The sequence below is a fragment of the Bradyrhizobium sp. SZCCHNPS1003 genome (assembly GCF_032381555.1).
In the GTDB taxonomy this organism is placed as follows: Bacteria; Pseudomonadota; Alphaproteobacteria; order Rhizobiales; family Xanthobacteraceae; genus Bradyrhizobium.
In genome coordinates this window covers 20049-43144 of record NZ_JAUHIU010000007.1, presented here as the reverse complement: position 1 = coordinate 43144, position 23096 = coordinate 20049, and the positions used below count along the sequence as shown (strand labels likewise).

The following is a 23096-nucleotide window of genomic DNA, read 5'->3' as shown; positions in this document are numbered from 1 at the left end:
TCGGTGAGTTAACCGCGACAAAAATCGGCAATCGTCGCCGATGACAGGGGCGCGAATTGCGCTATGGTTCTTCTCCAAAGAAGCGGCCGCCAGAGCCGCGCCTCAGGAGGAAGACCATGGATGTGACCCGCCGGGACTCCGGCCATCTCATGCTGATCACGCCCGAGCGCGTCTTCTACGCCGGGCTGCTCGGTCGTCCGCGCCAGCGCTGCTCGGGCGCGTGCCATATCTACGTCGCGCTCACCGGCAGCCTGCGGCTGCTGGCCGAAGGAGCCGAAGAGCGCAGCGGCGAGCTGCTGGTCGTGCCGCCGAACCGGCCGCACACCATCGAGAGCGATTATCGCACCGTCATCGTCGTCACCATCGAGCCGGAGAGCGTGCCGATCGGCACGCTGGACCGCTTCGCCAGCCGCGTCGCCCGCGAGGCCGAGGCGTTCGCCTGCCGCATTCGCGCCGCCTATGAGGAGCTGGTGCAGCGGCCGCTGAGCGGCGACGTCACCAGCGCGATCTTCGACCGCCTCTGCTTCGGCGAGGTGCTGCCGCAGCGGACGCTCGACCCGCGCGTTGTCAAGGCGATCGGCCTGATCAACCGCTTCTCCGGCGAGCCGGCGACCGCCGAGAGCTGCGCCGCCGCGGTGGGGCTGTCGACGTCGCGCTTCCTGCATCTGTTCAAGGAGGAGACCGACATCTCCTTCCGTTCGTTCCGGGCCTGGAAGCGCGCGCGGCATCTGCTCAACTACGCCAACCAGGACCTCAACCTCGCGCATCTCGCGCAGGACATCGGCTATCCGGATTCCACGCATTTCAGCCATTCGATCCGTCGCTTCTACGGGCTGAAGCCGCGCGCGATCTTCTCCGGCTCGCGCGATCTCGCGATCTACCGCGCCGGCGAGGTCGCCTTGACCTGATCTTTCCTGGCTGCGTGCCGCGCGAGCGCGGCGCGCAGCGGGAACTTCGACAGTTCGAGCATGATCAGCGTGGTCAGCGCGGCTGCCGCGGTCAGCGCGAGATCGTCGACATGCAGCGGTCCGAACCGGAACAGCGCCGCGGCGGCGGGCAGCGTCAGGCTGGTCGCGAGCACGGCGACGACGAAGCCGATCACCAGCAGCAGCATGCGGTTCGGCCGCAGCAGCGCCTCGCGCAGCGAGCTCGAGAACGAGCGGTTGACGAAGATCAGGCTGACGATCACCGACACCAGGGTGAAGAACACCAGCGCGCGGAGCTCGTCGTCCGGCATGCCATTGCGGTGTGCCAGCAGCAGGACGCCGCCCGTGGTGAGCATCGCCAGGATGCCCTGCAGCGCCCCCCACAGCACCAGCGGCCGCGGCAGCAATGGCTCCTGCGGATCGCGCGGCGGCCGCCGCATGATGTCGCTCTCCTCGGTCTCGGCCTCGAACACCAGCGAACAGACGGGATCGATGATCATCTCGAGAAAAGCGATGTGCACGGGCCCGAGCAGCAGCGGCAGACCGGTGACGAGCGGCAGCAGCGCCAGCCCGGCGATCGGAAAGTGCACGGCAAGGATGAAGCTCATCGCCTTGCGCAGATTGTCGTAGATGCGCCGGCCGAGCCGGATCGCCTTGACGATCGAGCCGAAATCATCGTCGAGCAGCACGATCGCCGAGGCCTCGCGCGCGACGTCGGTGCCGCGGCCGCCCATCGCGATGCCGATATGCGCCGCCTTGAGCGACGGCGCATCGTTGACGCCGTCGCCGGTCATCGCGACGATCTCGCCGTCGGCCTTGAGCGCGGTGACGATGCGCAGCTTCTGCTCCGGCATGATGCGCGCGAACGCCGTCGGCGCGCGCGCCGCAAGCGCCAGGGCGTCGTCGTCGAGATCGGCAAGCTCGGGGCCCGCGATGACGCGCTCGGGATCGATCCCGGCCTGCCGCGCAATGGCGGTGGCCGTCGCGGGATAGTCGCCGGTGATCATGATGACGCGGACGCCGGCGGAGCGGCACTCGGCGACGGCATCCTTCACCTCCGGACGCAGCGGGTCGGCGAAGCCGACGAGACCGCGGAACGAGAACGCGAAGTCCTGCTGTATGTCGGGGAGCGCCTCGCCGCTCCAGCTCGCCTGGGCGACGCCGAGCACGCGCAGGCCCTCGGCGGCGAGCGTCTCGACGCGCGCCTGCAGCGCCGCCAGCTCGCCGCCGTCGACGCCGCAGAGCGATGCGATCGCTTCCGGCGCGCCCTTGGCCGCCACGACGCCGGCGCCGTCGCGCGACCAGACGTTGGTCATCGCCAGCAGGTCGGGGCGCAAGCCGTAGCGTCGCTGCAACGTGGCGCCTGCGGTGGCGTCGGCGCCGAGCGCGTGCAGCGCCTTCTCCATCGGATCATGCGACTGCGGGTCGCAGGCAAGCACGGCGGTGGCGACGAGATCGCGGAAGGGCGGCGTGATGGCATCCGGCGTCGCCGTCGCAGGCTGCAGCGCGCCGCCGTCCGGCAGCACCAGCCGGGCCACCATCATGCGGTTCTGCGTCAGGGTGCCGGTCTTGTCGGTGCACAGCACGGTGGCGGCGCCGAGCGATTCGATCGCCGAAGCGCGCCGCGTCAGCACGCGCGCCTGCGAGATGCGCCAGGCGCCCATCGCCAGGAACACCGTCAGCACCACCGGGAATTCCTCGGGGAGCATCGACATGCCCAGCGCGATGCCGGCGAGGATTCCCTCCAGCCAGCCGCCGCGGTACACCGCATAGAGCACGACCGTGATCGCAACCACGATGCCGCCGCCGATGGCGAACGCCAGCACCAGGCGCCGGGTCTGCTGCCGCAACCGCGGCGTCTCGGTCTCCAGGGCGGTCACCGACTGGCCGATCCTGCCGATCGCCGTGTGCGGCCCGGTCGCCGTCACCTCGGCAATGCCGCCGCCGCGAACGACGAGACTGCTGGAGAACACGAATGGCTGGTCGTCGCCGCCGGCCGCCGCGGCGGGCGTGTCGATCGGCTCGGCCGGGGCGGGGCGCTTGCGCACCGGCACGGATTCGCCTGTCAGCAGCGATTCATCCGTCAGCAGATCGTCGCACTCCCGCAGCACCGCATCGGCCGCGACGCGATCGCCCTCGGCGAGCACGATGAGATCGCCGCGCACCACCTCGCGGCCGGCGATGCGGATGCGCTCGCCGTCGCGGATCACCAGGGCGCGCGGGCTGGAGAGGTCGCGCAGCGATTCCAGCACGCGCTCGGTCCGCGCCTCCTGCACGATGGTGATGAAGACGGAGGCCGAGGCGAACACGCCGAGCAGCATCGCTTCCGCCGCGTCGCCCAGCGCGAGATAGATGCCCCCGCCGGCGAGCAGCAGAAGCAGCATCGGCTCCTTCAGCACGTCGGCGACGAGGCGCAGGATCGAGCGTTTGCCGGTCTGCGGCAGCTCGTTGAATCCCTCCGCCGTCAGACGCCGTGCCGCCTCGGCTGCGCTCAGGCCGTTCGGAATTGTCGGCGCCGGTTGTGTGTCGATCGGCATTGCACGCCCCGTGACGAGAAACATGGGAACCAGTTAGCGCCGATCCCGTCCGGGCGCTTGATGCAGAGCAATAGCGGGTTGCGCGGCCTCCAACCAGCGAGTCAACGCAAGCAGATCAGGCGGAGACACCGTCATATACGGGCCGGATCAGCACAGCGCCGCTTGCGCGAAGCCATCGAACGAGTGCCATGAGCGACAAAGCCGTCATCACCTGCGCGCTGAACGGCGTGCTCACCGATCCCAGGCAGCATCATGTGCCGGTCACGCCCGAGGAGATGGCGCGCGAGGCGCGGCGCGCCTATGACGCCGGTGCTGCGATCATGCACATCCATCTGCGCCAGCAGGCGCCGGGCAAGGGGCATCTGCCGTCCTGGGACGTCGACGTCTCCCGCGAGATCCAGCAGGCGATCCGCGAGGCCTGTCCCGGCGTGATCATCAATCACACCTCGGGCGTGTCGGGACCGAACTATCAAGGTGCGCTCGACTGCATCCGGCAGACCCGGCCGGAGATCGCGGCCTGCAATGCCGGCTCGCTGAACTATCTCAAGGTCAAGGCCGACAACAACTGGGCCTGGCCGCCGATGATGTTCGACAACTCGGTCGAGAAGATCCAGGACTATCTCGCCGCGATGAAGGACGCCCACACGATCCCGGAATTCGAATGCTTCGACGTCGGCATCGTGCGCTGTGTCGCGATGTATCGCCAGACCGGCATGTATGGCGGTCCGCTGGAGTACAATTTCGTGATGGGCGTTGCCTCCGGCATGCCGGCTGATCCCGAGCTGCTGCCGATCCTGCTCAAGCTGAAGCTGCCGGAAGCGCACTGGCAGGTCACGGCAATCGGCCGCGCCGAGATCTGGCCGCTGCACCAGCGCTGCGCCGAACTCGGCGGCCATCTCCGCACCGGGCTGGAGGACACGTTCTATCTCGGCGACGGCACCAAGGTGACCTCGAACGGCCAACTGATCGAGGCCATCGCGGCGTGCGCGCGGCGCGCGGGCCGCGAGATCGCAAGTCCCGCCGAGGCCCGGCAGATGTTTGGCACGGTGAATTGACGCGGCATACGCCGTCATTGCGAGCGCAGCGACGCAATCCAGAGTTCTGCACGACGCCCTGGATCGCTTCGTCGCCTTCGGCTCCTCGCAATGACGTGGATGGGGAGGGAACAGACCAATGACCAATCTCGATGCCACCGGCGGCGTGTCCGGTCCCGGCCGCATCGGCCGGGTCGCGATCGGAGATCTCCTGAAGCGCGCGGCGCGCCGCTTTCCCGAGCGGGTGGCGATCACCGATGGCGCCCGTCAGGTGACGTTCACCGAGCTGGAGCGCGATGCCAACCGGTTTGCGAACTATCTCGTCGCCAAGGGGCTGAAGCCGGGCGAAAAGATCTCGACCGTCTGCAACAACTCGATTGAGTTCGTCAAAGCGCTGTTCGGCATCCATCGCGCGGGTCTCGTCTGGGTGCCGATCAATACGATGCTCGGGCCCGCCGACATGGACTACATCCTCGGCCATGCCGAGGTTCGCTTCGCGCTCATCGATGACAATCTGTTTGCTCAGGCGGACCGCCGCGCCGCGCTGGAAAAGCGGGGCGTCGAGCTGATCGCCGTCGATCTCACCGGGACGGCGAAGGCCGCGGGGCTCGCCGGCTTCACCGACCTCATCCAGGGGCATTCGGACGTCGAGCCCGAGATCGAGATCAACGATCGCGATCTTGCGATGATCATCTACACCTCGGGCACGACGTCGCGGCCGAAGGGCGCGATGCATTGTCACCTCGCCGTGGTGATGGCCGTGATGAGCAACTGCATCGAGATGCAGCTCTCGCGCGACGACGGCATCACCGGACAATTTCCGCTGTTCCACTGCGCCGGCCATGTGCTGCTGCTCAGCTATCTCTCGGTCGGCGGCCGCATGGCGCTGATGCGCGGCTTCGACCCGGTCGCCTGCATGGAGGCGATCGTGCGCGACCGCCTCACCGTGTTCGTCGGCCTGCCGCTGATGTACCAGGCGATCCTGGATCATCCGCGCCGCAAGGAGTTCGACCTCTCCCACTTGCGGACTTGCCTCTACACGATGGCGCCGATGGGCCGGCCGCTGTTGGAGCGCGCGATCAAGGAGCTGTGCCCGAACTTCGTGCTGACCAGCGGCCAGACCGAGATGTATCCGGCGACGACGATGTCGCGTCCCGAGGTGCAGCTCAATCGGTTCGGCAATTACTGGGGCGAGTCGCTGTTCGTCAACGAGACCGCGATCATGGATGATGCCGGCAACCTGCTGCCGCCGGGCGAGATCGGCGAGCTCGTGCATCGCGGGCCCAACGTGATGCTGGGCTACTACAAGGATCCGAAATCGACCGAGGACGCCCGCAAGTTCGGCTGGCACCATACCGGCGATCTCGCGGTCATCGACAAGGGCGAGGTGCTGTTCCTCGATCGCAAGAAGGACATGATCAAGTCCGGAGGCGAGAACGTCGCCTCGGTCAAGATCGAGGAGACCCTGCTGGCGCATCCGGCGGTGCAGAATGCCGCCGTCGTCGGCCTGCCGCATCCGCAATGGGGCGAGGCCGTCTCGGCCTTCGTCAAGCTCAAGCCCGGCGCACAGGCCAGCGAGACCGAGCTGCTCGAGCACTGCCGCAAGTCGCTTGGCGGCTTCCAGGTGCCGAAGCTGGTGCGGGTGCTCGAGGAGATGCCGATGACCGCCACCGGCAAGCTGCGCAAGGTCGAGCTGCGCCAGGCCTATGGCGATCATTTCGTGGCGAAGAGCGCGTGAGGGGTGATCCTCGAGATTCCGGGTTCGCTCCCGCGCAGCAAGATGGCCCGTCCATCTCGCTGCGCACTCGCGCCCCGGAATGACGAAAGCATGAACTGATGGCCACCATCGACAACACCATCTCTCCCTCCGGCGCCGCCTTCCAGGCCAATCGTGATGGCATGCTCGGCCTGATCGCGCGGATGCGCGATCTCGAGGCGCGCACGCGCAATGCCTCTGCGGCGGCAAAGGAGCGCTTCCATCAGCGCGGCCAGTTGTTGCCGCGCGAGCGCGTCGCCTTGGTGCTCGATCCCGGCGCGCCGTTCCTGGAGCTGTCGACGCTTGCCGGCTACATGTTCGATACGCCGGACCCGGCCAAGAGCGTGCCGGGCGGCGGCGTCGTCGCCGGCATCGGCTTCGTGTCCGGCGTGCGCTGCATGGTCTCGGCGAATGACGCGGGCATCGATGCCGGAGCGCTGCAGCCTTACGGCCTCGACAAGACCCTGCGCGTGCAGGAGCTGGCGCTGGAGAACAAGCTGCCCTACGTGCAACTGGTCGAGAGTGCCGGCGCCAACCTGCTGCGCTACCGCGTCGAGGACTTCGTGCGGGGCGGCAACATCTTTCGCAATCTCGCGCGGCTGTCGGCAGCCGGGCTGCCGGTCGTCACGGTGACACACGGGTCGTCGACCGCGGGTGGCGCCTATCAGACCGGATTGTCCGACTACATCGTGATGGTCCGCGGCCGCACCCGCGCCTTCCTCGCCGGCCCGCCGCTGCTGAAGGCCGCGACCGGCGAGATCGCCACCGAGGAGGAGCTCGGCGGCGCCGAGATGCACACCTCGATCTCCGGCCTCGGCGACTATCTCGCCGAGGACGACCGCGATGCCCTGCGTATCGCGCGCGAGATCATGGGCAAGCTGAACTGGGATCGGCCATCGCACGAGTCGTCACCGGTGAAGCCGCCGCGCTACGACCAGGAGGAGCTGCTCGGCATCATGCCGCTCGACCACAAGCGCCCCGTCGACATGCGCCAGGTCATCGCGCGGATCGTCGACGACAGCGACTTCGTCGAAATGGCACCAAACTACGGGCCTGCGACGGTGTGCGGCCATGCCCGCATCGAGGGCCAGGCGATCGGCATCGTCACCAACAACGGCCCGCTGGATCCGGCCGGCGCCAACAAGGCGACGCACTTCATCCAGTCCTGCTGCCAGACCCGAACGCCGATTCTCTATCTCAACAACACCACCGGCTACATGGTCGGCCGCGCTTATGAGGAGGCCGGCATGATCAAGCACGGCTCCAAGATGATCCAGGCGGTGACCTCGGCCAGCGTGCCGCAGATCACGATCTATTGCGGGGCCTCGTTCGGGGCGGGCAATTACGGCATGTGCGGCCGTGGATTCCACCCGCGCTTCTGCTTCTCCTGGCCCAACGCCAAGACCGCCGTGATGGGTGGCGAGCAGGCGGCGGAGACGATGGCGATCGTGACTGAAGCGGCGGCGGCGCGCCGCGGCAAGCCGGTGGAGCGCGAGAAGCTCGATGCCATGAAGGCGCAGATCATCGGCGTGTTCGACAGCCAGATGGACGCGTTCGCGACCTCGGCGCGCGTGCTCGACGACGGCGTGATCGATCCGCGTGACACCCGCGCGGTGCTGTCGGAAGTGCTGGCGATCTGCCGCGAGGCGGAGGCGCGCGAGCCGCAGCGGATGCAGTTCTCGGTGGCGCGGCCATGAGCGAAGAGATGGGTGCAATGACGCGCAGGCCTTTCCACAAGGTGCTGATCGCCAATCGCGGTGAGATCAGCTTGCGGATCATGCGCACCGCGCGCCGGCTAGGCCACGGCGTGGTCGCGGTCTATTCGGACGCCGATTCCGATGCGCCGCATGTGCGGCTCGCCGATCTGGCCGTCCGCATCGGCGCGCCGCCGCCCGCACAGTCCTATCTCAACATCGCAGCGATCATCGCCGCCGCAAAGGCGACTGGCGCGGATGCCGTGCATCCCGGTTATGGCTTTCTCGCCGAGAACGAGGATTTTGCGCAAGCGTGCAAGGAGGACGGTCTGGTGTTCATCGGGCCATCGCCCGAGGCGATCAAGGCGATGGGCAACAAGGCCGGCGCCAAGGTGATCATGAGTTGCGCCGGCGTGCCCTGCGTTCCCGGCTATCAGGGCGAGGACCAGGGCGACGACGCGATGCTGCGCGAGGCGCGCCGCATTGGTTTCCCGGTAATGATCAAGGCCGTCGCCGGTGGTGGCGGCCGCGGCATGCGGCTTGTGACGGATGCGGACGCCTTTCCCGACCTGCTGCGCAGCGCCCGCTCGGAAGCGGCGACCGCGTTCGGCGACGGCACCGTCATCCTCGAGAAGGCGATCGCCAATCCGCGCCACATCGAGATCCAGGTATTCGGCGATAGCCACGGCAATGCCGTCCATCTCGGTGAGCGCGACTGCTCGGTACAGCGGCGGCATCAGAAGCTGATCGAGGAGGCGCCGTCGCCGGCGGTCGGGCCGGAGCTGCGCGCGCGCATGGGCGCCGTGGCGGTGCAGGCGGTGAAGGCGCTCGGCTATGAGGGCGCCGGCACGCTGGAGTTCCTGCTCGATGCCGACGGCCAGTTCTACTTCATGGAGATGAACACGCGGCTGCAGGTCGAGCATCCCGTGACGGAGGCGCTGACCGGTCTCGATCTCGTCGAATGGCAATTGCGCGTCGCCGCCGGCGAGCCTCTGCCGTTGCGCCAGGACCAGATCAGCTTCTCGGGTCATGCGATCGAGGTGCGGCTGTGCTCCGAGGATGCCGCGCACGACTTCATGCCGCAATCGGGGCGGATGGCGCTGTGGCAGATGCCGGGGATGATCCGGGTCGAGCATGCGCTGGAGTCCGGCGCGGAGATCCCGCCCCACTACGATTCGATGATCGCCAAGCTGATCAGCCATGCTGCGACTCGTGAGGAGGCGCGCGCAAGGCTGATCGCCGGATTGGAGCAGGCCGTTGCTTTGGGCGTCCCGACCAACCGGGCCTTCCTGATTTCATGCCTGCGGCATCCGGCCTTCGCCGCGGGCAAGGCAACCACCGCATTCATCGCGGCGTATCGTGACGAGTTGCGTGCGCCGGCCGTCGATGCGGCAGACCTCGCGCTGGTCGCGCTGCTGCTCTCCGTCAGCCATCCGCTCGCACATCCCGTCCGCCGCGGCCGCTCGCTCGCGGCCGCCTTCGCGACGCCGCTCCGGTTCGAGATTGCTGGCGAGGTGGCCGAGTGCGAGCTACTGCGCGAGCGTGACGGAAGCTATCGCGTGGCGCGTGGTGATGCAGAGCATCGCTTCGAGATCGTATCGCTCACTGATGACACGATCCGCGTTCATCACGCCGAGATCGTCGAGAGCGCGCGCTTCGTCCGTGACGACGATCGGCTGTTCGTCCAGCATCGCGGTCAGACGCTGGCAGTGCGCGATCTGACGTTGGCGAGGCCGCAATCCTCGGCCGCCACCGGAGGTGATGGCAAGGTCCGTGCGGCCCTGAACGGTCGCGTGGTCGCGGTGCTGGTGAAGCCGGGCGACAGCGTGGTTGTGGGACAGCCGGTGGTGACGCTCGAGGCGATGAAGATGGAGCACGTTCATACTGCCGGCATCGCCGGAACGGTGACCGCGATCGAGGTCGCCGAGGGCGACCAGGTGACGACGGGTCGGATCGTGGTGGAGATTGCGGGCTGATCGTCGCGCAACTGGGCGTGAGTTAGCTCGAGGCATGCTGCACCTCCCTCCCGCTTGCGGGGCGGGGGTCCGCGCGCGCTGAACTCTGTTGTATGCGACTTCGATATTCTCACGGAGTCGTCGCTTCGCGACATGCAGCGTCCCGCCGCTGCATTCTGCAACACTCAAAGGAGGCGGTTCGCCGGTTGCGCAGATCATCGTCGACATCGTCCACGGTGGGAGCGCAGATCACGTGGAGCGCGACACGTGGACCCCCACCCGCGACCCCTCCTCGCAAGGGGGAGGGGAGTGCATTGCTGTCGAGGCGAGGGGGCAATTCTACCATCAAAGACGTGAAATCAACTGCGCTGTTTCAAGGGCGCGGTGCCGACCCCTAATCCCTCAAACGGCAACAATGCCGATCGTGGCTCTGTTGCGCGGCCGACGCGCGCCTCACGGATGCAATTGCCGCCTCAGCGCCGCGACCAGCCGTGACGTCTGGAACGGCTTCGACAGCAGCGGTGCCGTGGCGAATTCTTCCGGGCATTGATCGACGGAATAGCCGGTGACGGCGACGAAGGGCACGCCGGCCGCGGCCAAAGCGCGCGCGATCGGCGCCGATGTTTCCCGCCCGAGATTGACGTCGAGCACGGCAAGATCGCAGTGATTCCGCTCGAGCAGATGGAGGGCTTTGTGCACGGTCGGCGCCACGCCGACCACCGTGAATCCGGCGGCTTCGAGCTCGACCGCGAGGTCGAAGCCGATCAGGGGATCGTCCTCGACGATCAGGAGGTGAGTCTTCTCACTGGCGCGCATGATGATGGTCGCGGCTGAGGCGTTGCAGGGGGCACCTCAGGTGCCAGCGCAGTCCGGCCGGCAGGAACTGGACCTCGACCGATCCATCAAGGCCAGCGCGCACCAGGTCGGAAATCACCCGGCTGCCGAAGCCGGTGTGCTCGGGCGGCGCCACCTCAGGTCCGCCGCTTTCGACCCAGGTCATGTCGAAGCTGTCGTCGATGCGCGTCCAGCGGACCGCGATCCGTCCGTCGTGGTTCGACAGCGCACCATATTTGGCGGCGTTGGTGGCGAGCTCGTGGACCGCCATGCCGATCGACTGCGCGGCCTCTGGCGTCAGCTCGATCGGCGGTCCGTCGATCGCGATGCGGTCGCCGATCAAGTCGCTGAACGCCCCGAGCTGCGAGCGGACCAGGCCGCCGAGTGGAATGAAACGCCAATCGTTCTGAATCAGGAGATCCTGATTGCTCGCGATCGCCTGCAGGCGCTCCAGAAACCGGTTGAGGTCGAGCTGGCGGCCGTGACGGGTCATCTGCCGGGCGATCGCCTGCACCAGCGACAGCAGGTTCTTGCTGCGGTGGTTCACCTCGGCCAGCAGGGTGCGCAACTGCTCCCTTGTCTGGCGCTTGTCGGTGATGTCACGCACGATCTTGGAGGCGCCGATGATCCGGCCGTTCGAATCCCGGACCGGCGAGACTGTGACCGACACGTCGATGAGCGCACCATCCTTGCGCAGGCGGATGGTCTCGAAATTGTCGATGATCGCGCCGGATAGGACGGTGGCGAGGATCCGGTCCTCCTCGGCCTGGCGCTCCTGCGGGATGATCGTGCGGATCGAGCGGTTGATCATCTCGCCTTCCGAGAAGCCGAAGATCCGTTCGGCGCTCTTGTTCCAGCTGGTGATCGTGCCGTCCAGCGTCTTGCTGACGACGCCGTCCGAGGACGAGGCGACGATGGCCGCGAGCATCGCCGCCGCACGCTCGGCCTTCTTCGACAGCGTGACGTCGCGGATGATTCCGGAGATGCCGACGATCACGCCGGTGCTGCTGCGGATCGGTGAAAACGTGATGGAGACCTCGATCGGGCGTCCCTGCTTGGTCAGCCGGACGGTCTCGAAGCTCTCGACCGCTTCGCCCGCGTTGACCCTGGCGCGCAAGGCGCTCGCTTCTTCCGCCAGCTCGGGGGGAACGATCTCGGAGACGGATCTGCCGATCATTTCAGCCGCGGTGAACCCCAGCATCCGCTCGCTGGCCGCGTTCCAACTGCGGATGACGCCGTCGGCGGTGGTGCTGACAATGGCGTCGGCCGAGGACTCCACGATCGCCGCCAGATAGGCCGTGTCGTCGTCGGTCGCGCGTGGGGCGGGGGAGGCGCCGGGCATTCCGTGCACGTCGCAGGCTCCTTGCTAACAGGTCGGTAGAGAAGACGCCGTGCACCAGATTACCAACTTGTTTGTGTGCAAATGCAAGGGCTATCTCGATCGCTGCTTGTTGTTGGTCTTCCCGGCAACGAGGACAGGGCGATTTGCCGTCAGCAGACCCGTTTGGGGCCATGCGACGTGCTCCAGCTCACGACGGCGAACACACAAAACGCAGGCTTGAGCGTTTCGTTCCGGAGGATCTTGCTAAATTGCCGGCGAAGGTGCCGTATCATCGGGCGCCAGGGCCCACTCTTGCGTCCGGACGCCGCCGACCATGGGGCTGAGGCGCAATCCAAAGGCGAATTTGTCCACAACTACTTCCTAAGGCTGAGGATATAGCCTGCCAGGTCGGTCGCATCGTTCGCACTGAGCGGATTGTTGGCCATCGTCGCGTGGGGAAGCAGGAGGAACTTGACCAGCATGTCCTTCGTCACTCCGTCCCTGGCCGCGATGGCGACAAACGGCCGGGCGCGGCGGAACTTGGTCGGCTCGGTGGCCACCGCATGGCAGGCGGCGCACCAGCGCTCGGCGAGCTGGCGGCCGTGGTCGAGATCCTCGGCGGCCGCCGAGGCGGAGAGCAGGACCAGCAGCAGCAGTGATGGTACGGAGGCACGTCGCACGCCCGGCTCTCCTCACAGCGGCTGGTCGTCGTCGGTCGACGGCTGGTCCTGCAGCGAGACGATGTCACCGCCGCCGAACTCGTCCTCCGGCGGCGGATAGACCCACGTGTGGTCGCGCACGTTCCTGACGCCCTGGACGCTCTTGGCCGCCATGATCGCCGTGGCCCGCTCCTTCTCGTTGCGCACCGCGCCCGTGAGATGCGCGATGCCGTTGCGGACGACGACGTTGAAGCGGCAATGCTTGCAGGCGGCCTGGTCGAGCGAATCGAGAATGGCGCTGCGGATCCCGTCATCGTCGGGGGTAGGGCCCGGAACGGCAGTGGCGAGGTCGGCCACGGTTTGCAGGAAATCCGTGTGTGTCACCACGCCGGCCAGCCGGTCGCCACTCATCACAGGGAGACGCTTGATGTTGCGCTTCTCCATGATCTCGGCGATCTCCGCCAAGCTGGCATCGGCGCTGACCGTGACCGGAGGCTGGCTCATGATGTCGCCGACCGTACGGCCGTGGGAATGGACGAAGTCGGCTCCGATGCGGCCGCGGCCGACCAGGAGGTCGAGCCAGCGGCCTTGCCTACGTTCGGTGCCGAGCTCGGTGCGGCGCAGGAAATCACCGTCCGTGACCATGCCGACGAGCGTTCCGGACGCGTCGACCACCGGCAGCCCGCCGATGTGGTTGCGCAGCATGATCCGCGCCGCCTCGGCCACCGGGGTTCCGGGCGTCACCGCGATCACGGATCTGGTCATGATTTGATGAGCGCGCATGTCGTCGTCTCGTGCTGCGATCGCAATCGGCGGAGAATAGCTGCGCGGCATCGCGCGCGCTTGACCAGGATCAATCCGAGGTCGTGCCGCCCTACACGATCCTAGAAGTCTTGTTGCCCCAATAGCGGTCGCGCAGGAGACGCTTGTAGAGCTTGCCGGTCGGCAGCCGCGGCAGCTCCTTCTCGAAATCGATCGAGCGCGGCACCTTCTGTCGCGACAGCGATTGCCGGCAGAACGCGATCAGCTCCTCTTCCAGCTCAGGCCCAGGCATGATGCCCGACATCGGCTGGACCACCGCCTTCACCTCCTCGCCGAGATCGGAATTGGGCACGCCGAACACGGCGGCATCGGCGACCTTCGGATGCGTGATCAGCAGGTTTTCGCATTCCTGCGGATAGATGTTCACGCCGCCGGAGATGATCATGAAGGTGGCGCGATCGGTGAGATAGAGATAGCCGTCGGCATCGACATAGCCGACGTCGCCGACCGTGCTCATCGTGCCGTCGGCCGAGCGTGCCTCCTTGGTGCGCTCGGGGTCGTTGAAATACTCGAACGGCGATCCGGTCTTGAACCACACCGTGCCGGCCGTTCCGATCGGGCACGGCTGCATGTTCTCATCGAAGATGTGCAGGTCGCCGAACAGCACCTTGCCGACGGTGCCGCGATGCGCGAGCCATTCCGCGCTGTCGCAGGCGGTGAAGCCGAGGCCTTCGGTGGCGCCGTAATATTCGTGGATGATCGGCCCCCACCATTTGATCATGTCCTCCTTGACCTGTGCCGGGCACGGCGCGGCGGCATGGATCGCGACTTCGAGCGAGGAGAGGTCATAGCGCGTGCGGATCTTTTCCGGCAGTTTCAGCATGCGCGAGAACATCGTCGGTACCAATTGCGTATGCGTGATGCCCCATTGCTCGACCAGTTGCAGGTAGCGCTCGGGGTCGAACGTCTCCATGATGATGGCGGTGCCGCCGACGCGGATGGTGAGGTTGACCGCGGCCTGCGGCGCGGAGTGATAGAGCGGCGCCGGCGACAGATAGATCATGCCTTCGCGATAGCGCCACAGCTTCTCCAGGAAATCGAAGATCGGCAGCTGCTGCACTGGCGGCTGCTCGGGCAGCGGCCGCAGGATGCCCTTCGGCCGGCCCGTGGTGCCGGAGGAATAGAGCATCGCGGTGCCGACGCATTCGTCGGCAATCGGCGTCGCCGGCAGGCCGGCGGTGGCCTCCGCGAGGCCGACGATCCGCTCGCTCTCGCCGGGGCCGTCGGCGACGATGCAGAGCTCGATGTCGGGCGCCTCCTTCAGCGCCTCGCGCGCGACCTCGAGCTTGGCGAGGGAGGTGATCAGAAGCCGCGACCGGCTGTTGTTGAGGATGTAGGCCAGCTCGCCGGGCGTGAGGTAGGAGTTCACGCAGGTGAAATACAGCCCGGAGCGCTCGCCTGCGCCGCACGCTTCCAGATAGCGGCTGTTGTTCTCCATGAAGATCGAATAGTGGTCGAGCCGCTTCAGGCCGCGCTTGCGGAACAGATGCGCCAGCCGGTTGCTGCGCGCCTCCAGCTCGCGATAGGTCACGGCCTCGCCGGTCGAGGCCATGATGAAGGCGGGCTGCAACGGGCGCAGCCGGGCGTGCTTGCCGGTGTACATGTGTCCTCCCTTCCGACGCCGGCCGGAGGTACGGTGGTGGAGGGCCACAGGGCAAACGTCACGCCGACGATGTTCTCGTCGCGCCCTCGGGCCGTTTCCTTCCGCGCGTACCATCCTTACGGGACGGCATGTCGTTGTTTGCGGCCAATCTAGCGGACAGGTTCCGGGCTCTCAACAGGCCTCTCAGCCCTTTGGCTGAGGAGGGAAGGGATGGGCGCGGCCGGGGTTCTGGCATAACATGGTCAGGCATTCCAACGAATGACGTCTCAAAGCCAAGAAACTCCGGGAGAGATCATATGAAATCGGGCTTGCTGGCTGTTGCTGCCGTCGGTGCGCTGCTTGTGGCGGCGCCGGCGTCGGCACAGGTCAAGATCGGCATCCTCAACGACCAGTCCGGCGTCTACGCGGACTATGGCGGCAAGTACTCCGTCGAGGCCGCCAGGATGGCGATCGAGGATTTCGGCGGCGAGGTGCTGGGGCAGAAGGTCGAGCTGGTCACCGCCGACCACCAGAACAAGCCGGACCTCGCCTCGTCGATCGCGCGGCGCTGGTACGATACCGAGGGGGTCGACATGATCACGGAGCTGACGACCTCGTCGGTCGCGCTCGCCATCCAGGATCTGTCGAAGGAAAAGAAGAAGATCGACATCGTCGTCGGTGCCGCGACCTCGCGCATATCAGGCGATGCCTGCACGCCCTACGGCTTCCACTGGGCCTATGATACCCGCGCGCTCGCGGTCGGCACCGGCGGTGCGCTGGTCGAGTCCGGCGGCGATACCTGGTTCTTCATGACCGCGGACTACGCCTTCGGCTATGCGCTGGAGAAGGACACCAGCGACATCGTGACGTCGAAAGGCGGCAAGGTGCTGGGCTCGGTGCGCATCCCGCTCAACTCGTCGGACTTCTCGTCCTTCCTGCTGCAGGCGCAGAGCTCGAAGGCGAAGATCATCGGGCTCGCCAATGCCGGCCTCGACACCACCAACTCGATCAAGCAGGCGGCCGAGTTCGGCATCGTCAAGGGCGGCCAGAAGCTCGCCGGCCTGCTGATGACCTTGTCGGAGGTGCATGGCCTCGGGCTGGAGGCGGCGCAGGGTCTGATCCTCACCGAAGGCTTCTACTGGGATCGCGACGACAAGTCCCGCGCCTTCAGCGAGCGCTTCATGAAGCGGACCGGCCGGATGCCGAGCATGATCCACGCCGGCACCTATTCCGCGACAGTGTCCTATCTGAAGGCCGTCAAGGCCGCCGGAACCAAGGACTCCGATACGGTCGCGGCCAAGCTGAAGGAGTTGCCGGTCGACGACGCCTTCGCGCAAGGCAAGGTGCTCGCCAACGGCCGCATGGTCCACGACATGTACCTGTTCGAGGTTAAGAAGCCGTCGGAGTCGAAGAAGCCGTGGGACTACTACAAGCAGCTCGCCACGGTGCCCGGCGACAAGGCGTTCTTCACCGCCAAGGAGAGCGGCTGTCCGCTGACGAAGTGATCGCGCGCCAGAACATTGGTGCCGCCCCGGCGAAAGCCGGGGCCCATACCGCGTGATCTCTGAACAGGGCAGGCTGCACGTCGACCCGCCGCGCAACAAACATCCGTCGGTGGCTATGGGTCCCTGCGTTCGCAGGGACGACAGCGGGGGACTGGGCGGTCAGCCGTGCAGCATGCGCCAGAGGATGGCGATGAGCGAACCGACCAGCAGGACCGAGCCTGCCAGGGCCTGCACGCCAAAACCGGGGCCGCGCTTCTCGGCGGCCTTGGCGTAGGACACCATGTACATCGCGCGCCCGGCGATCCAGACCAGGCCGATCAGTGCGGCGATGACATCGCTGACATAGATCGCGAACAGCCACAGTGCCGGCAGGAAGATCGGCAGCCATTCCAGCGTATTCATCTGCACGCGGAAGGTGCGCTCGAAATCGGCATTGCCGGTGGTCGCGGGCGCCTTCACGCCGAACGTGGCGCGCGCCTGCGCGACGCGGACGGCCATGTAGAAGTAGAGCATGAGCGCGAGCACGGTGACGAGTGCGGTGAAGTGATACATGCGCGGTTCCCCCTGATGACGGCTTCTTAATATCCGGTCAGTTCGAGATAGCCCACCCCGGTGTGGCTGCCCTTGAAGCTGATCGGCCCTTCCCAATAGGGCACGCGCGTGCCCATCCAGGCGTTTGGATTGAGCGCTGCGGTGTCGATGGCGATGCCGAGCGCTGATATCTCGACACGCCAGCCGACCGGAAGCCTGCGCTCGCCGATCGCAACTGTCTCTGTCGGCGTCATGACGATGCCCCCGGGGCCGAGCGCATGCGAGGCGCCGTCAGCCGTGATCCAGGTCCCCGATGTGTAGTCGCCACTGCCCTGCCGCATCCGGTACAGCATCAGCTTCTCGCCGCCGGCAAAATGCAGCGCGAACCAGTCCCAGCCGCTCTGGTCGGAGGCCAGCGGCTGGCTGCTCCATTCGCGGTCGAGCCAGGCCTGGCCCGTGACCTCGATTGGTAGATTGTCGAAGCTGATGCGGCCTCGGGCGCGGTAGAACGGCTGGCTGTAGTAGTACGATGCCTGGCCGCGCTCGGATTTGCGGCTGTAGCCGCCGATGCCCTGCAGCACCACCGGCCTGTCCGCCTCCAGATGCAGTGCGTAGGAGAAGTCCGGCCCGACGGCGCTCATGTCCAGAGGCGCCAGCGCTCGATCGTCGGTCGCGGCGGTGCCGCGCAGCTGCCAGTCGTCGATCCAGGCCTGGAACGGCTTGGCCTCGACGCCGGACTGGCCGACGCCGCCGCGTGCGAATTTTTCGGCAGAGCGGTGACTGTCGGCACGCGTCACCGCGGCATGCGCCATCCAGAGCTGCTGATTGTCGAAACCTTCGCCCTGCGGCCCCGGCCGGGCCGCCGAGCGGAACAGGGTCCATTGCAGGCCATAGGCCTTGCCGCTGGAATCGGCGAGGTTGGCTGTGACGTACCACCATTCGATGCGGAAATCGTCGTGCGGCCCGTGATCCGCAGGGAAGCTGAACTCTCGTCCGGGCGTCACCGGCGCAAAGCCGTCGGCGCTATCGCTCAGTCCCGCAAAGCCCTGCGCGCGCGCGAGGCGAGGCAGCGCCAGCAGGCCGAGCCCGCCGATCAGCATGCGTCGCGAAATGGTCGCTCTAGCGCTCAATGATGAAGGTCCTGACGAGATCGGCCGGCTGCATCCGCGCCAGCCGCAGCACCGGCAGCAGCGAGGCGATCAGCGCCGCGATGAGCGTGACGATCAAGAGCCGGATGAGCTGCAGCGGAAACACGTCGAACGGCAGCCGCCAGCCGAATGCCTTGACGTTGACGATCGCGATCAGGCACCACGCCACCACAAGCCCGAGAGGCAGCGCCAGCAGCGCGGTGAGGCCGGCAAGCGACAGCGTCTTCAACAGCTCGACCTCGGCGAGCCGCCGCCGCGTCAGCCCGATTGCCCATAAGGGTGCGAGCTGCGGCAGCCGCGAGTTCGCCAAGGTCAGCAGGCTGGTCAGCAGCGCGATCGCGGCGACGCCGAGCGTGAAGGTGTTGAGCGCGCCGGTCACCGCAAAGGTGCGGTTGAAGATCTGTTTCGATTCCTGCTTCACGGTGGCCTGGTCGACGACGTTGCGACTATCGAGGCCGAACTTGTTGGTGAGCCCCGTGATCAGCCCCGGCACGTCGGCGGCCGCCGCGCGCACGGCCATGCGCGTCATGGGCGTCGCCGGGAAGCGGCGTGTCAGCGCGGCGACGTTGACCGTGATCTGGCCCTTGGGATTGCCGTAGTCGGCATAGATGCCGGCGACGGTGATGCGCCAATCGCCGCCGGGCGCGGGAAGGTCCAGGCTGTCGCCAAGGGATAGATTGAGCCGCCGCGCCAGCTGCTCGCTGACGAAGCCGGCGTCGCCACGCACCAACTGCTTCCACGCGTTGTCGACGGCCTGCAGCAGCGGCCAGTGGTCGCGATAGGTGTCGTGATCGGGCAGGCCGAGAATGTCGACCGACGCGCCCGCAAGCTGCGCCTCGGCGCGGCCGCCCGGCAGCACCGCCTGCACCTCGGGCCGCGCGCGCAGCCAAGCCTGGACGTCGCGCGCCTGCGCTTCGTCCGACGCGCTGATGTAGATGTCGGCCGCGAGGCGGCCGTCGAGCCAGACCAGGAAGGTGCGGCTGAAGGTTTCGACCATCGTGGCGACGCCGACGTTGACGGCGAGCGCCATCAGCAGCGCCATCAGCGCGAGCGACAGGCCCGAGATCTGCTGGCGGCTGTCGGCCCAGAACCATTGTGCCAGCGCCGCCCGCGCGCCGCGCTCACCGAGCCGCAGCACCAGCTCCAGGATCGCGGGCAGCAGCAGCGCCGCGCCGAGCATCATCGCCGCGAGCACGCCGAAGCCGGCGAGCAGCGACTGCCCGAGCCACAGCAGCAGGCCGGCGGTAACGAAGAAGGCGAGCGCGACCGCGCTCTGCAATCGCAGCCAGCGCCGCTGCGCCTCCTGCCACGCATAGGGTTGCGCGGTGGAGAGGATCGGCAGCCGCATCGATTTGATCAGGCTCGTCGTCGCGGCTGCGAGCGCGCCGGCGATGCTGATGACGAGGCCTGCAAACCACCATTCGGGTTGCAGGCTCAGCTCGCCCGGCACCTGCGCGCCATACAGCCCGCGCAGCGACGCTGCCACGTTCGGCAACAGCGCCGCAGCTATGAAATAGCCACACACCAGCCCGATCAGGCCGGTCGCCAATGCGAATGCGATGAGCTCGCCGATCAGCACGCCATTGAGCTGGCGCGCCGACACGCCGCAGGCGCGCAGGGTGCGCAGCACCGGCAGGCGCTGCTCGAAGGCAAGCCCGATGGCGGAGTTGACGATGAACAGGCCGACGACAAAGGACAGCAGGCCGAACGCGGTGAGGTTGAGGTGGAAGCTGTCGGTCAGCCGCTCCAGGTCGGTCTCGGCCTCCGGCTGCACGAGCTGCAGCCGGCCGTCCGCCAACGACTGCAACGGCTGTCGCTGGCCTTGCGTCTTGCCGACCAGCAGCCGCGAAATCTGGCCGGGCTTGCCGAGCAGCCGCTGCGCGTCGCTGATATCGACCACGAGCACGCCGGGCGCGAGCTGCTGCTGCGCCATCAAAGGCGGCAGCATGGCGTCGTTGCTGAGCCGCGGCATCGCGCCGTCTTTGAGTCCGAGATCGGCCAGTGTCACCGGCGAGATCAGCGTGCGATGCGGCGGTGTCAGAAACGCCTCGAGCTCGCTGCGGCCGACCATCGGCGCTTCGCCGACCTCCCTGGGAATGCTGAACGGCTCGATGCCGAGCAGTCTGATCGAGCGGCCGTCGATTTGCACGCGGCCCTCGAGCACCGGCGACACCGGCCAGCCGGCGCGGCGCAATTCCGCGAACACGCTCTGCGGCAGCATCTTGCCGTCGGTCGCGACCAGCATCGGCGTGCGCGCGCCGCCAAAGATCGCCGCGGCGCGGTCATAGGAGCTGCGCGCCTGCTGGTTCAGCGCCTGCACGCCGCTCCACAGCGCCGTCGCCGAGATCAGCCCGATCAGCAAGGTCGCGAGCTGCATCGGATGTCGCCGCCAGTGGCTGAGCAGCACCGCCAGAATCCAGAGCGCGCGTCTCATGCGACGCGTCCGGCATGCAGATGCACATGGCGGTCGAGCATCGCGGCGAGCCGGGTGCTGTGCGTCACCATCAGGAAGCCGCAGCCGGTGCGCGCGACGAGGTCGCGCGTCAGCGCCATCACCTCGTCGGCGGTGTCCTCGTCGAGATTGCCGGTCGGCTCGTCCGCGAGCAGCAGGACCGGCTTGACGGCTAGCGCGCGGCCGATCGCGACGCGCTGCTGCTGTCCGCCCGACAATTGCTCCGGATAGCGCTTGAGCAGCGACTTCAGCCCGAGCCGCTCGACAAGCTCGGTGTGCCACGCCGGATCATGCCGACCGGCCAGCCGCGCCTGGAAACTGAGATTGTCCTGAACCGACAGGCTCGGCACCAGATTGAACTGCTGGAACACGAGGCCGAGCCGCTCGCGCCGGACCGCCGCGCGTCCAGCATCGTCGAGCGTGCCGACCGAAGCGCCGTCGAGCAGGATGTCGCCGCCGTCGGCGGCATCGAGCCCGGCGATGAGATGCAGCAGCGTGCTCTTGCCGGAGCCGGATTCACCGGTCAGCGCGACGCGCTCGCCGGAGGAGACGTCGAGGTCGACGCCACGCAGGACGTGGATCGGCTCGCCGCCGGATCGATAGGACTTGGTGAGATGACGGACGCTGAGCACGAGCATGATCGGGGTTGTTGCGTCACAACATAACAAGGGCCAACGCGAACATCACGCGCTCGTTCTTCATGACGCCCCTGATGTGATGCCGGCCGCGTGCAATCAGGTTGCGAGGGTATCGCGATGCAGCCCAAGGGGGCGGATTCCCGCGTTGCAGCAATAACTTAGCTCGCCAGCCGGTTGCCTGCAAAGCCCCTTCGTGGGTAGCATCGTCAAAACGCCCGGACGACAGGGGCGGATCATGACAGAATGGGGAAGGACCATGGCCGCGCCAACGACGCTGAAGGGCACATCCCGCGCAAGCGCGACGCCGAAAGGCGCCTGGAAGATCACCTTCCTGCTGTTCCTGTTCATGCTGGTGAACTTCGCCGACAAGATCGTGGTCGGGCTCGCCGGCGTGCCGATCATGACCGAGCTCAATCTGAACGCCGAGCAGTTCGGCCTGCTGGGCTCGTCCTTCTTCTTCCTGTTCTCGATCTCGGCGATCGTCGTCGGCTTCGTCGTCAACCGGGTTCCGACGCGCTGGGTGCTGCTGGTGCTGGCGCTGATCTGGGCGCTGGCGCAATTCCCGATGGTCGGCACCGTCGGCTTCACCACGCTGCTGATCTGCCGCATCATTCTCGGCGCCGGCGAAGGTCCCGCGGCGTCCGTCGCCGTTCACGCGGTCTACAAATGGTTCCCGGATGAGAAGCGCGCGATGCCGACCGCGATCCTGTCACAGGGATCCGCCTTCGGCGTCATTCTCGCGGTGCCGGCGCTGAACTGGATCATCGTGAATCACGGCTGGCACTATGCCTTCGGCGCACTCGGCGTGGTCGGGCTGATGTGGAGCGTGGCGTGGCTGTGGCTGGGCAAGGAAGGGCCGCTGGCGGAGGTCGAGCTCGCCGGATTGCGCGAGCGGCGCGTTCCCTATCTGCAACTGCTGACGTCGCGGACCTTCGTCGGCTGCGTCGCCGCGACCTTCGGCGCCTATTGGGCGCTGTCGCTCGGGCTGACCTGGTTCACGCCGTTCCTGGTGAAAGGCCTCGGCTTCTCGCAGCAGCAGGCCGGCTTCATCTCGATCCTGCCCTGGATCTTCGGCGCGTGCGTGGTGCTGACCACGGGCTTTGTGTCGCAGACGCTGATGGCGCGTGGCGTCTCCACGCGCATGGCCCGTGGCGTGCTCGGCGCGACGCCGCTCGTGATCGGCGGCGGGCTGATGGCGATGATGCCGCATGTCGACGCCGCTTCGGCAAAGATCGCACTGCTCGTGGTCGGATCGGGATTGTGCGGCTCGATCTACGTCGTCTGCCCGCCGATGATCGGCGAATTCACCCCGGTCACGCAGCGCGGCGCCGCCATGGCGATCTACGGCGCGCTCTATACGCTCGCCGGCATCGTTGCGCCCCTCGTGATGGGCAAGATGATCCAGGCCTCCGGCAGCCTGCTCGAAGGCTACATGTCCGGCTTCACCATCAACGCGGTGATCATGGTGATCTCCGGCCTCCTCGGCCTGGCCCTGCTCTGGCCGAACAGCGAACGCACCCGCCTGCAGGCGCATCAGGCTGTCGCGCCGGAATTTGCGTGAGCGCTGCCTTAGAACTCGGCCTTAACGCGGCCTTGCGCAACACAGGTTGCTATGATCTCGACTGTCGTCCCCCGGCCTGACCGGGGGACTCAGTATGCAGAGGCGGTTGTGCATGGGCCGATAAGCCGCCGGATGCTGGAT

The 23096-nt window shown here is 67.0% G+C and carries 17 protein-coding genes; 7 read left to right on the top strand and 10 right to left on the bottom strand.

Going from position 1 to position 23096, the window contains the following annotated elements; all coding sequences use genetic code 11:
• Nucleotides 1-116 precede the first annotated feature (116 nt).
• Nucleotides 117-908, top strand: coding sequence for a helix-turn-helix domain-containing protein (locus QX126_RS12920; protein WP_315781332.1), 792 nt, complete (start codon nt 117-119; stop codon nt 906-908).
• Here QX126_RS12920 and QX126_RS12915 read toward each other — a convergent pair.
• The gene (locus QX126_RS12915; protein ID WP_315781329.1) at nt 878-3463 is read right to left on the bottom strand and encodes a cation-translocating P-type ATPase; all 2586 of its coding nucleotides are present in this window, start codon (nt 3461-3463) and stop codon (nt 878-880) included. The genes QX126_RS12920 and QX126_RS12915 overlap by 31 nt on opposite strands.
• A 188-nt stretch (nt 3464-3651) precedes the next feature.
• Here QX126_RS12915 and QX126_RS12910 point away from each other — a divergent pair, with 188 nt between their 5' ends.
• The 4 genes from QX126_RS12910 (at nt 3652) to QX126_RS12895 (ending at nt 9923) form a co-directional block, all read left to right on the top strand.
• On the top strand, nt 3652-4518 hold the full coding sequence (locus QX126_RS12910) for a 3-keto-5-aminohexanoate cleavage protein (protein ID WP_315740586.1): 867 nt from the start codon (nt 3652-3654) through the stop codon (nt 4516-4518).
• Nucleotides 4519-4636: 118 nt separating this feature from the next.
• Nucleotides 4637-6235 carry an AMP-binding protein gene (locus QX126_RS12905; protein WP_315781326.1) on the top strand — a complete coding sequence of 533 codons (1599 nt, stop codon included), beginning with the start codon at nt 4637-4639 and terminating at the stop codon, nt 6233-6235.
• 98 nt (nt 6236-6333) lie between these two features.
• The gene (locus QX126_RS12900) at nt 6334-7950 is read left to right on the top strand and encodes an acyl-CoA carboxylase subunit beta (protein ID WP_315781323.1); all 1617 of its coding nucleotides are present in this window, start codon (nt 6334-6336) and stop codon (nt 7948-7950) included.
• A gap of 17 nt (nt 7951-7967) precedes the next feature.
• Complete coding sequence (locus tag QX126_RS12895; RefSeq protein WP_315781321.1) at nt 7968-9923, top strand: acetyl-CoA carboxylase biotin carboxylase subunit; 1956 nt, start codon at nt 7968-7970, stop codon at nt 9921-9923.
• A 432-nt stretch (nt 9924-10355) separates the two neighbouring features.
• Here QX126_RS12895 and QX126_RS12890 read toward each other — a convergent pair whose 3' ends face one another.
• The 5 genes from QX126_RS12890 to QX126_RS12870 all read right to left on the bottom strand — a co-directional run bounded on the left by QX126_RS12890 (nt 10356) and on the right by QX126_RS12870 (nt 15141).
• Nucleotides 10356-10718, bottom strand: a complete 363-nt coding sequence (locus tag QX126_RS12890; protein ID WP_315740582.1) for a response regulator — start codon at nt 10716-10718, stop codon at nt 10356-10358.
• On the bottom strand, nt 10705-12087 hold the full coding sequence (locus QX126_RS12885; protein ID WP_315781318.1) for a PAS domain S-box protein: 1383 nt from the start codon (nt 12085-12087) through the stop codon (nt 10705-10707). The genes QX126_RS12890 and QX126_RS12885 overlap by 14 nt, the downstream gene beginning before the upstream one ends.
• A 344-nt stretch (nt 12088-12431) precedes the next feature.
• The gene (locus tag QX126_RS12880; protein ID WP_315740580.1) at nt 12432-12737 is read right to left on the bottom strand and encodes a cytochrome c; all 306 of its coding nucleotides are present in this window, start codon (nt 12735-12737) and stop codon (nt 12432-12434) included.
• A 12-nt stretch (nt 12738-12749) separates the two neighbouring features.
• Nucleotides 12750-13499, bottom strand: coding sequence for a CBS domain-containing protein (locus QX126_RS12875; RefSeq protein WP_315781316.1), 750 nt, complete (start codon nt 13497-13499; stop codon nt 12750-12752).
• 91 nt (nt 13500-13590) lie between these two features.
• A complete protein-coding gene (locus tag QX126_RS12870; RefSeq protein ID WP_315781314.1) occupies nt 13591-15141 on the bottom strand; it encodes an AMP-binding protein in 1551 nt (516 codons plus the stop codon).
• Between the two features lie 296 nt (nt 15142-15437).
• Between QX126_RS12870 and QX126_RS12865 the strand changes: the two genes are divergently transcribed.
• Nucleotides 15438-16625 carry an ABC transporter substrate-binding protein gene (locus tag QX126_RS12865; protein ID WP_315781311.1) on the top strand — a complete coding sequence of 396 codons (1188 nt, stop codon included), beginning with the start codon at nt 15438-15440 and terminating at the stop codon, nt 16623-16625.
• 159 nt (nt 16626-16784) lie between these two features.
• Here the strand turns inward: QX126_RS12865 and QX126_RS12860 are convergent, their stop codons facing one another.
• Genes QX126_RS12860 through QX126_RS12845 form a run of 4 tightly spaced genes read right to left on the bottom strand, consistent with a single transcriptional unit; the run spans nt 16785 to nt 21394 of the window.
• Nucleotides 16785-17177, bottom strand: a complete 393-nt coding sequence (locus QX126_RS12860) for an MAPEG family protein (RefSeq protein WP_315778228.1) — start codon at nt 17175-17177, stop codon at nt 16785-16787.
• 26 nt (nt 17178-17203) lie between these two features.
• Nucleotides 17204-18286, bottom strand: coding sequence for a lipocalin-like domain-containing protein (locus QX126_RS12855; protein WP_315781308.1), 1083 nt, complete (start codon nt 18284-18286; stop codon nt 17204-17206).
• Nucleotides 18276-20738 carry an FtsX-like permease family protein gene (locus QX126_RS12850; RefSeq protein WP_315781306.1) on the bottom strand — a complete coding sequence of 821 codons (2463 nt, stop codon included), beginning with the start codon at nt 20736-20738 and terminating at the stop codon, nt 18276-18278. The genes QX126_RS12855 and QX126_RS12850 overlap by 11 nt, the downstream gene beginning before the upstream one ends.
• Complete coding sequence (locus tag QX126_RS12845; RefSeq protein ID WP_315740573.1) at nt 20735-21394, bottom strand: ABC transporter ATP-binding protein; 660 nt, start codon at nt 21392-21394, stop codon at nt 20735-20737. The genes QX126_RS12850 and QX126_RS12845 overlap by 4 nt, the downstream gene beginning before the upstream one ends.
• Nucleotides 21395-21650: 256 nt before the next feature.
• Here QX126_RS12845 and QX126_RS12840 point away from each other — a divergent pair, with 256 nt between their 5' ends.
• The gene (locus QX126_RS12840) at nt 21651-22955 is read left to right on the top strand and encodes an MFS transporter (RefSeq protein WP_315781303.1); all 1305 of its coding nucleotides are present in this window, start codon (nt 21651-21653) and stop codon (nt 22953-22955) included.
• Nucleotides 22956-23096 lie beyond the last annotated feature (141 nt).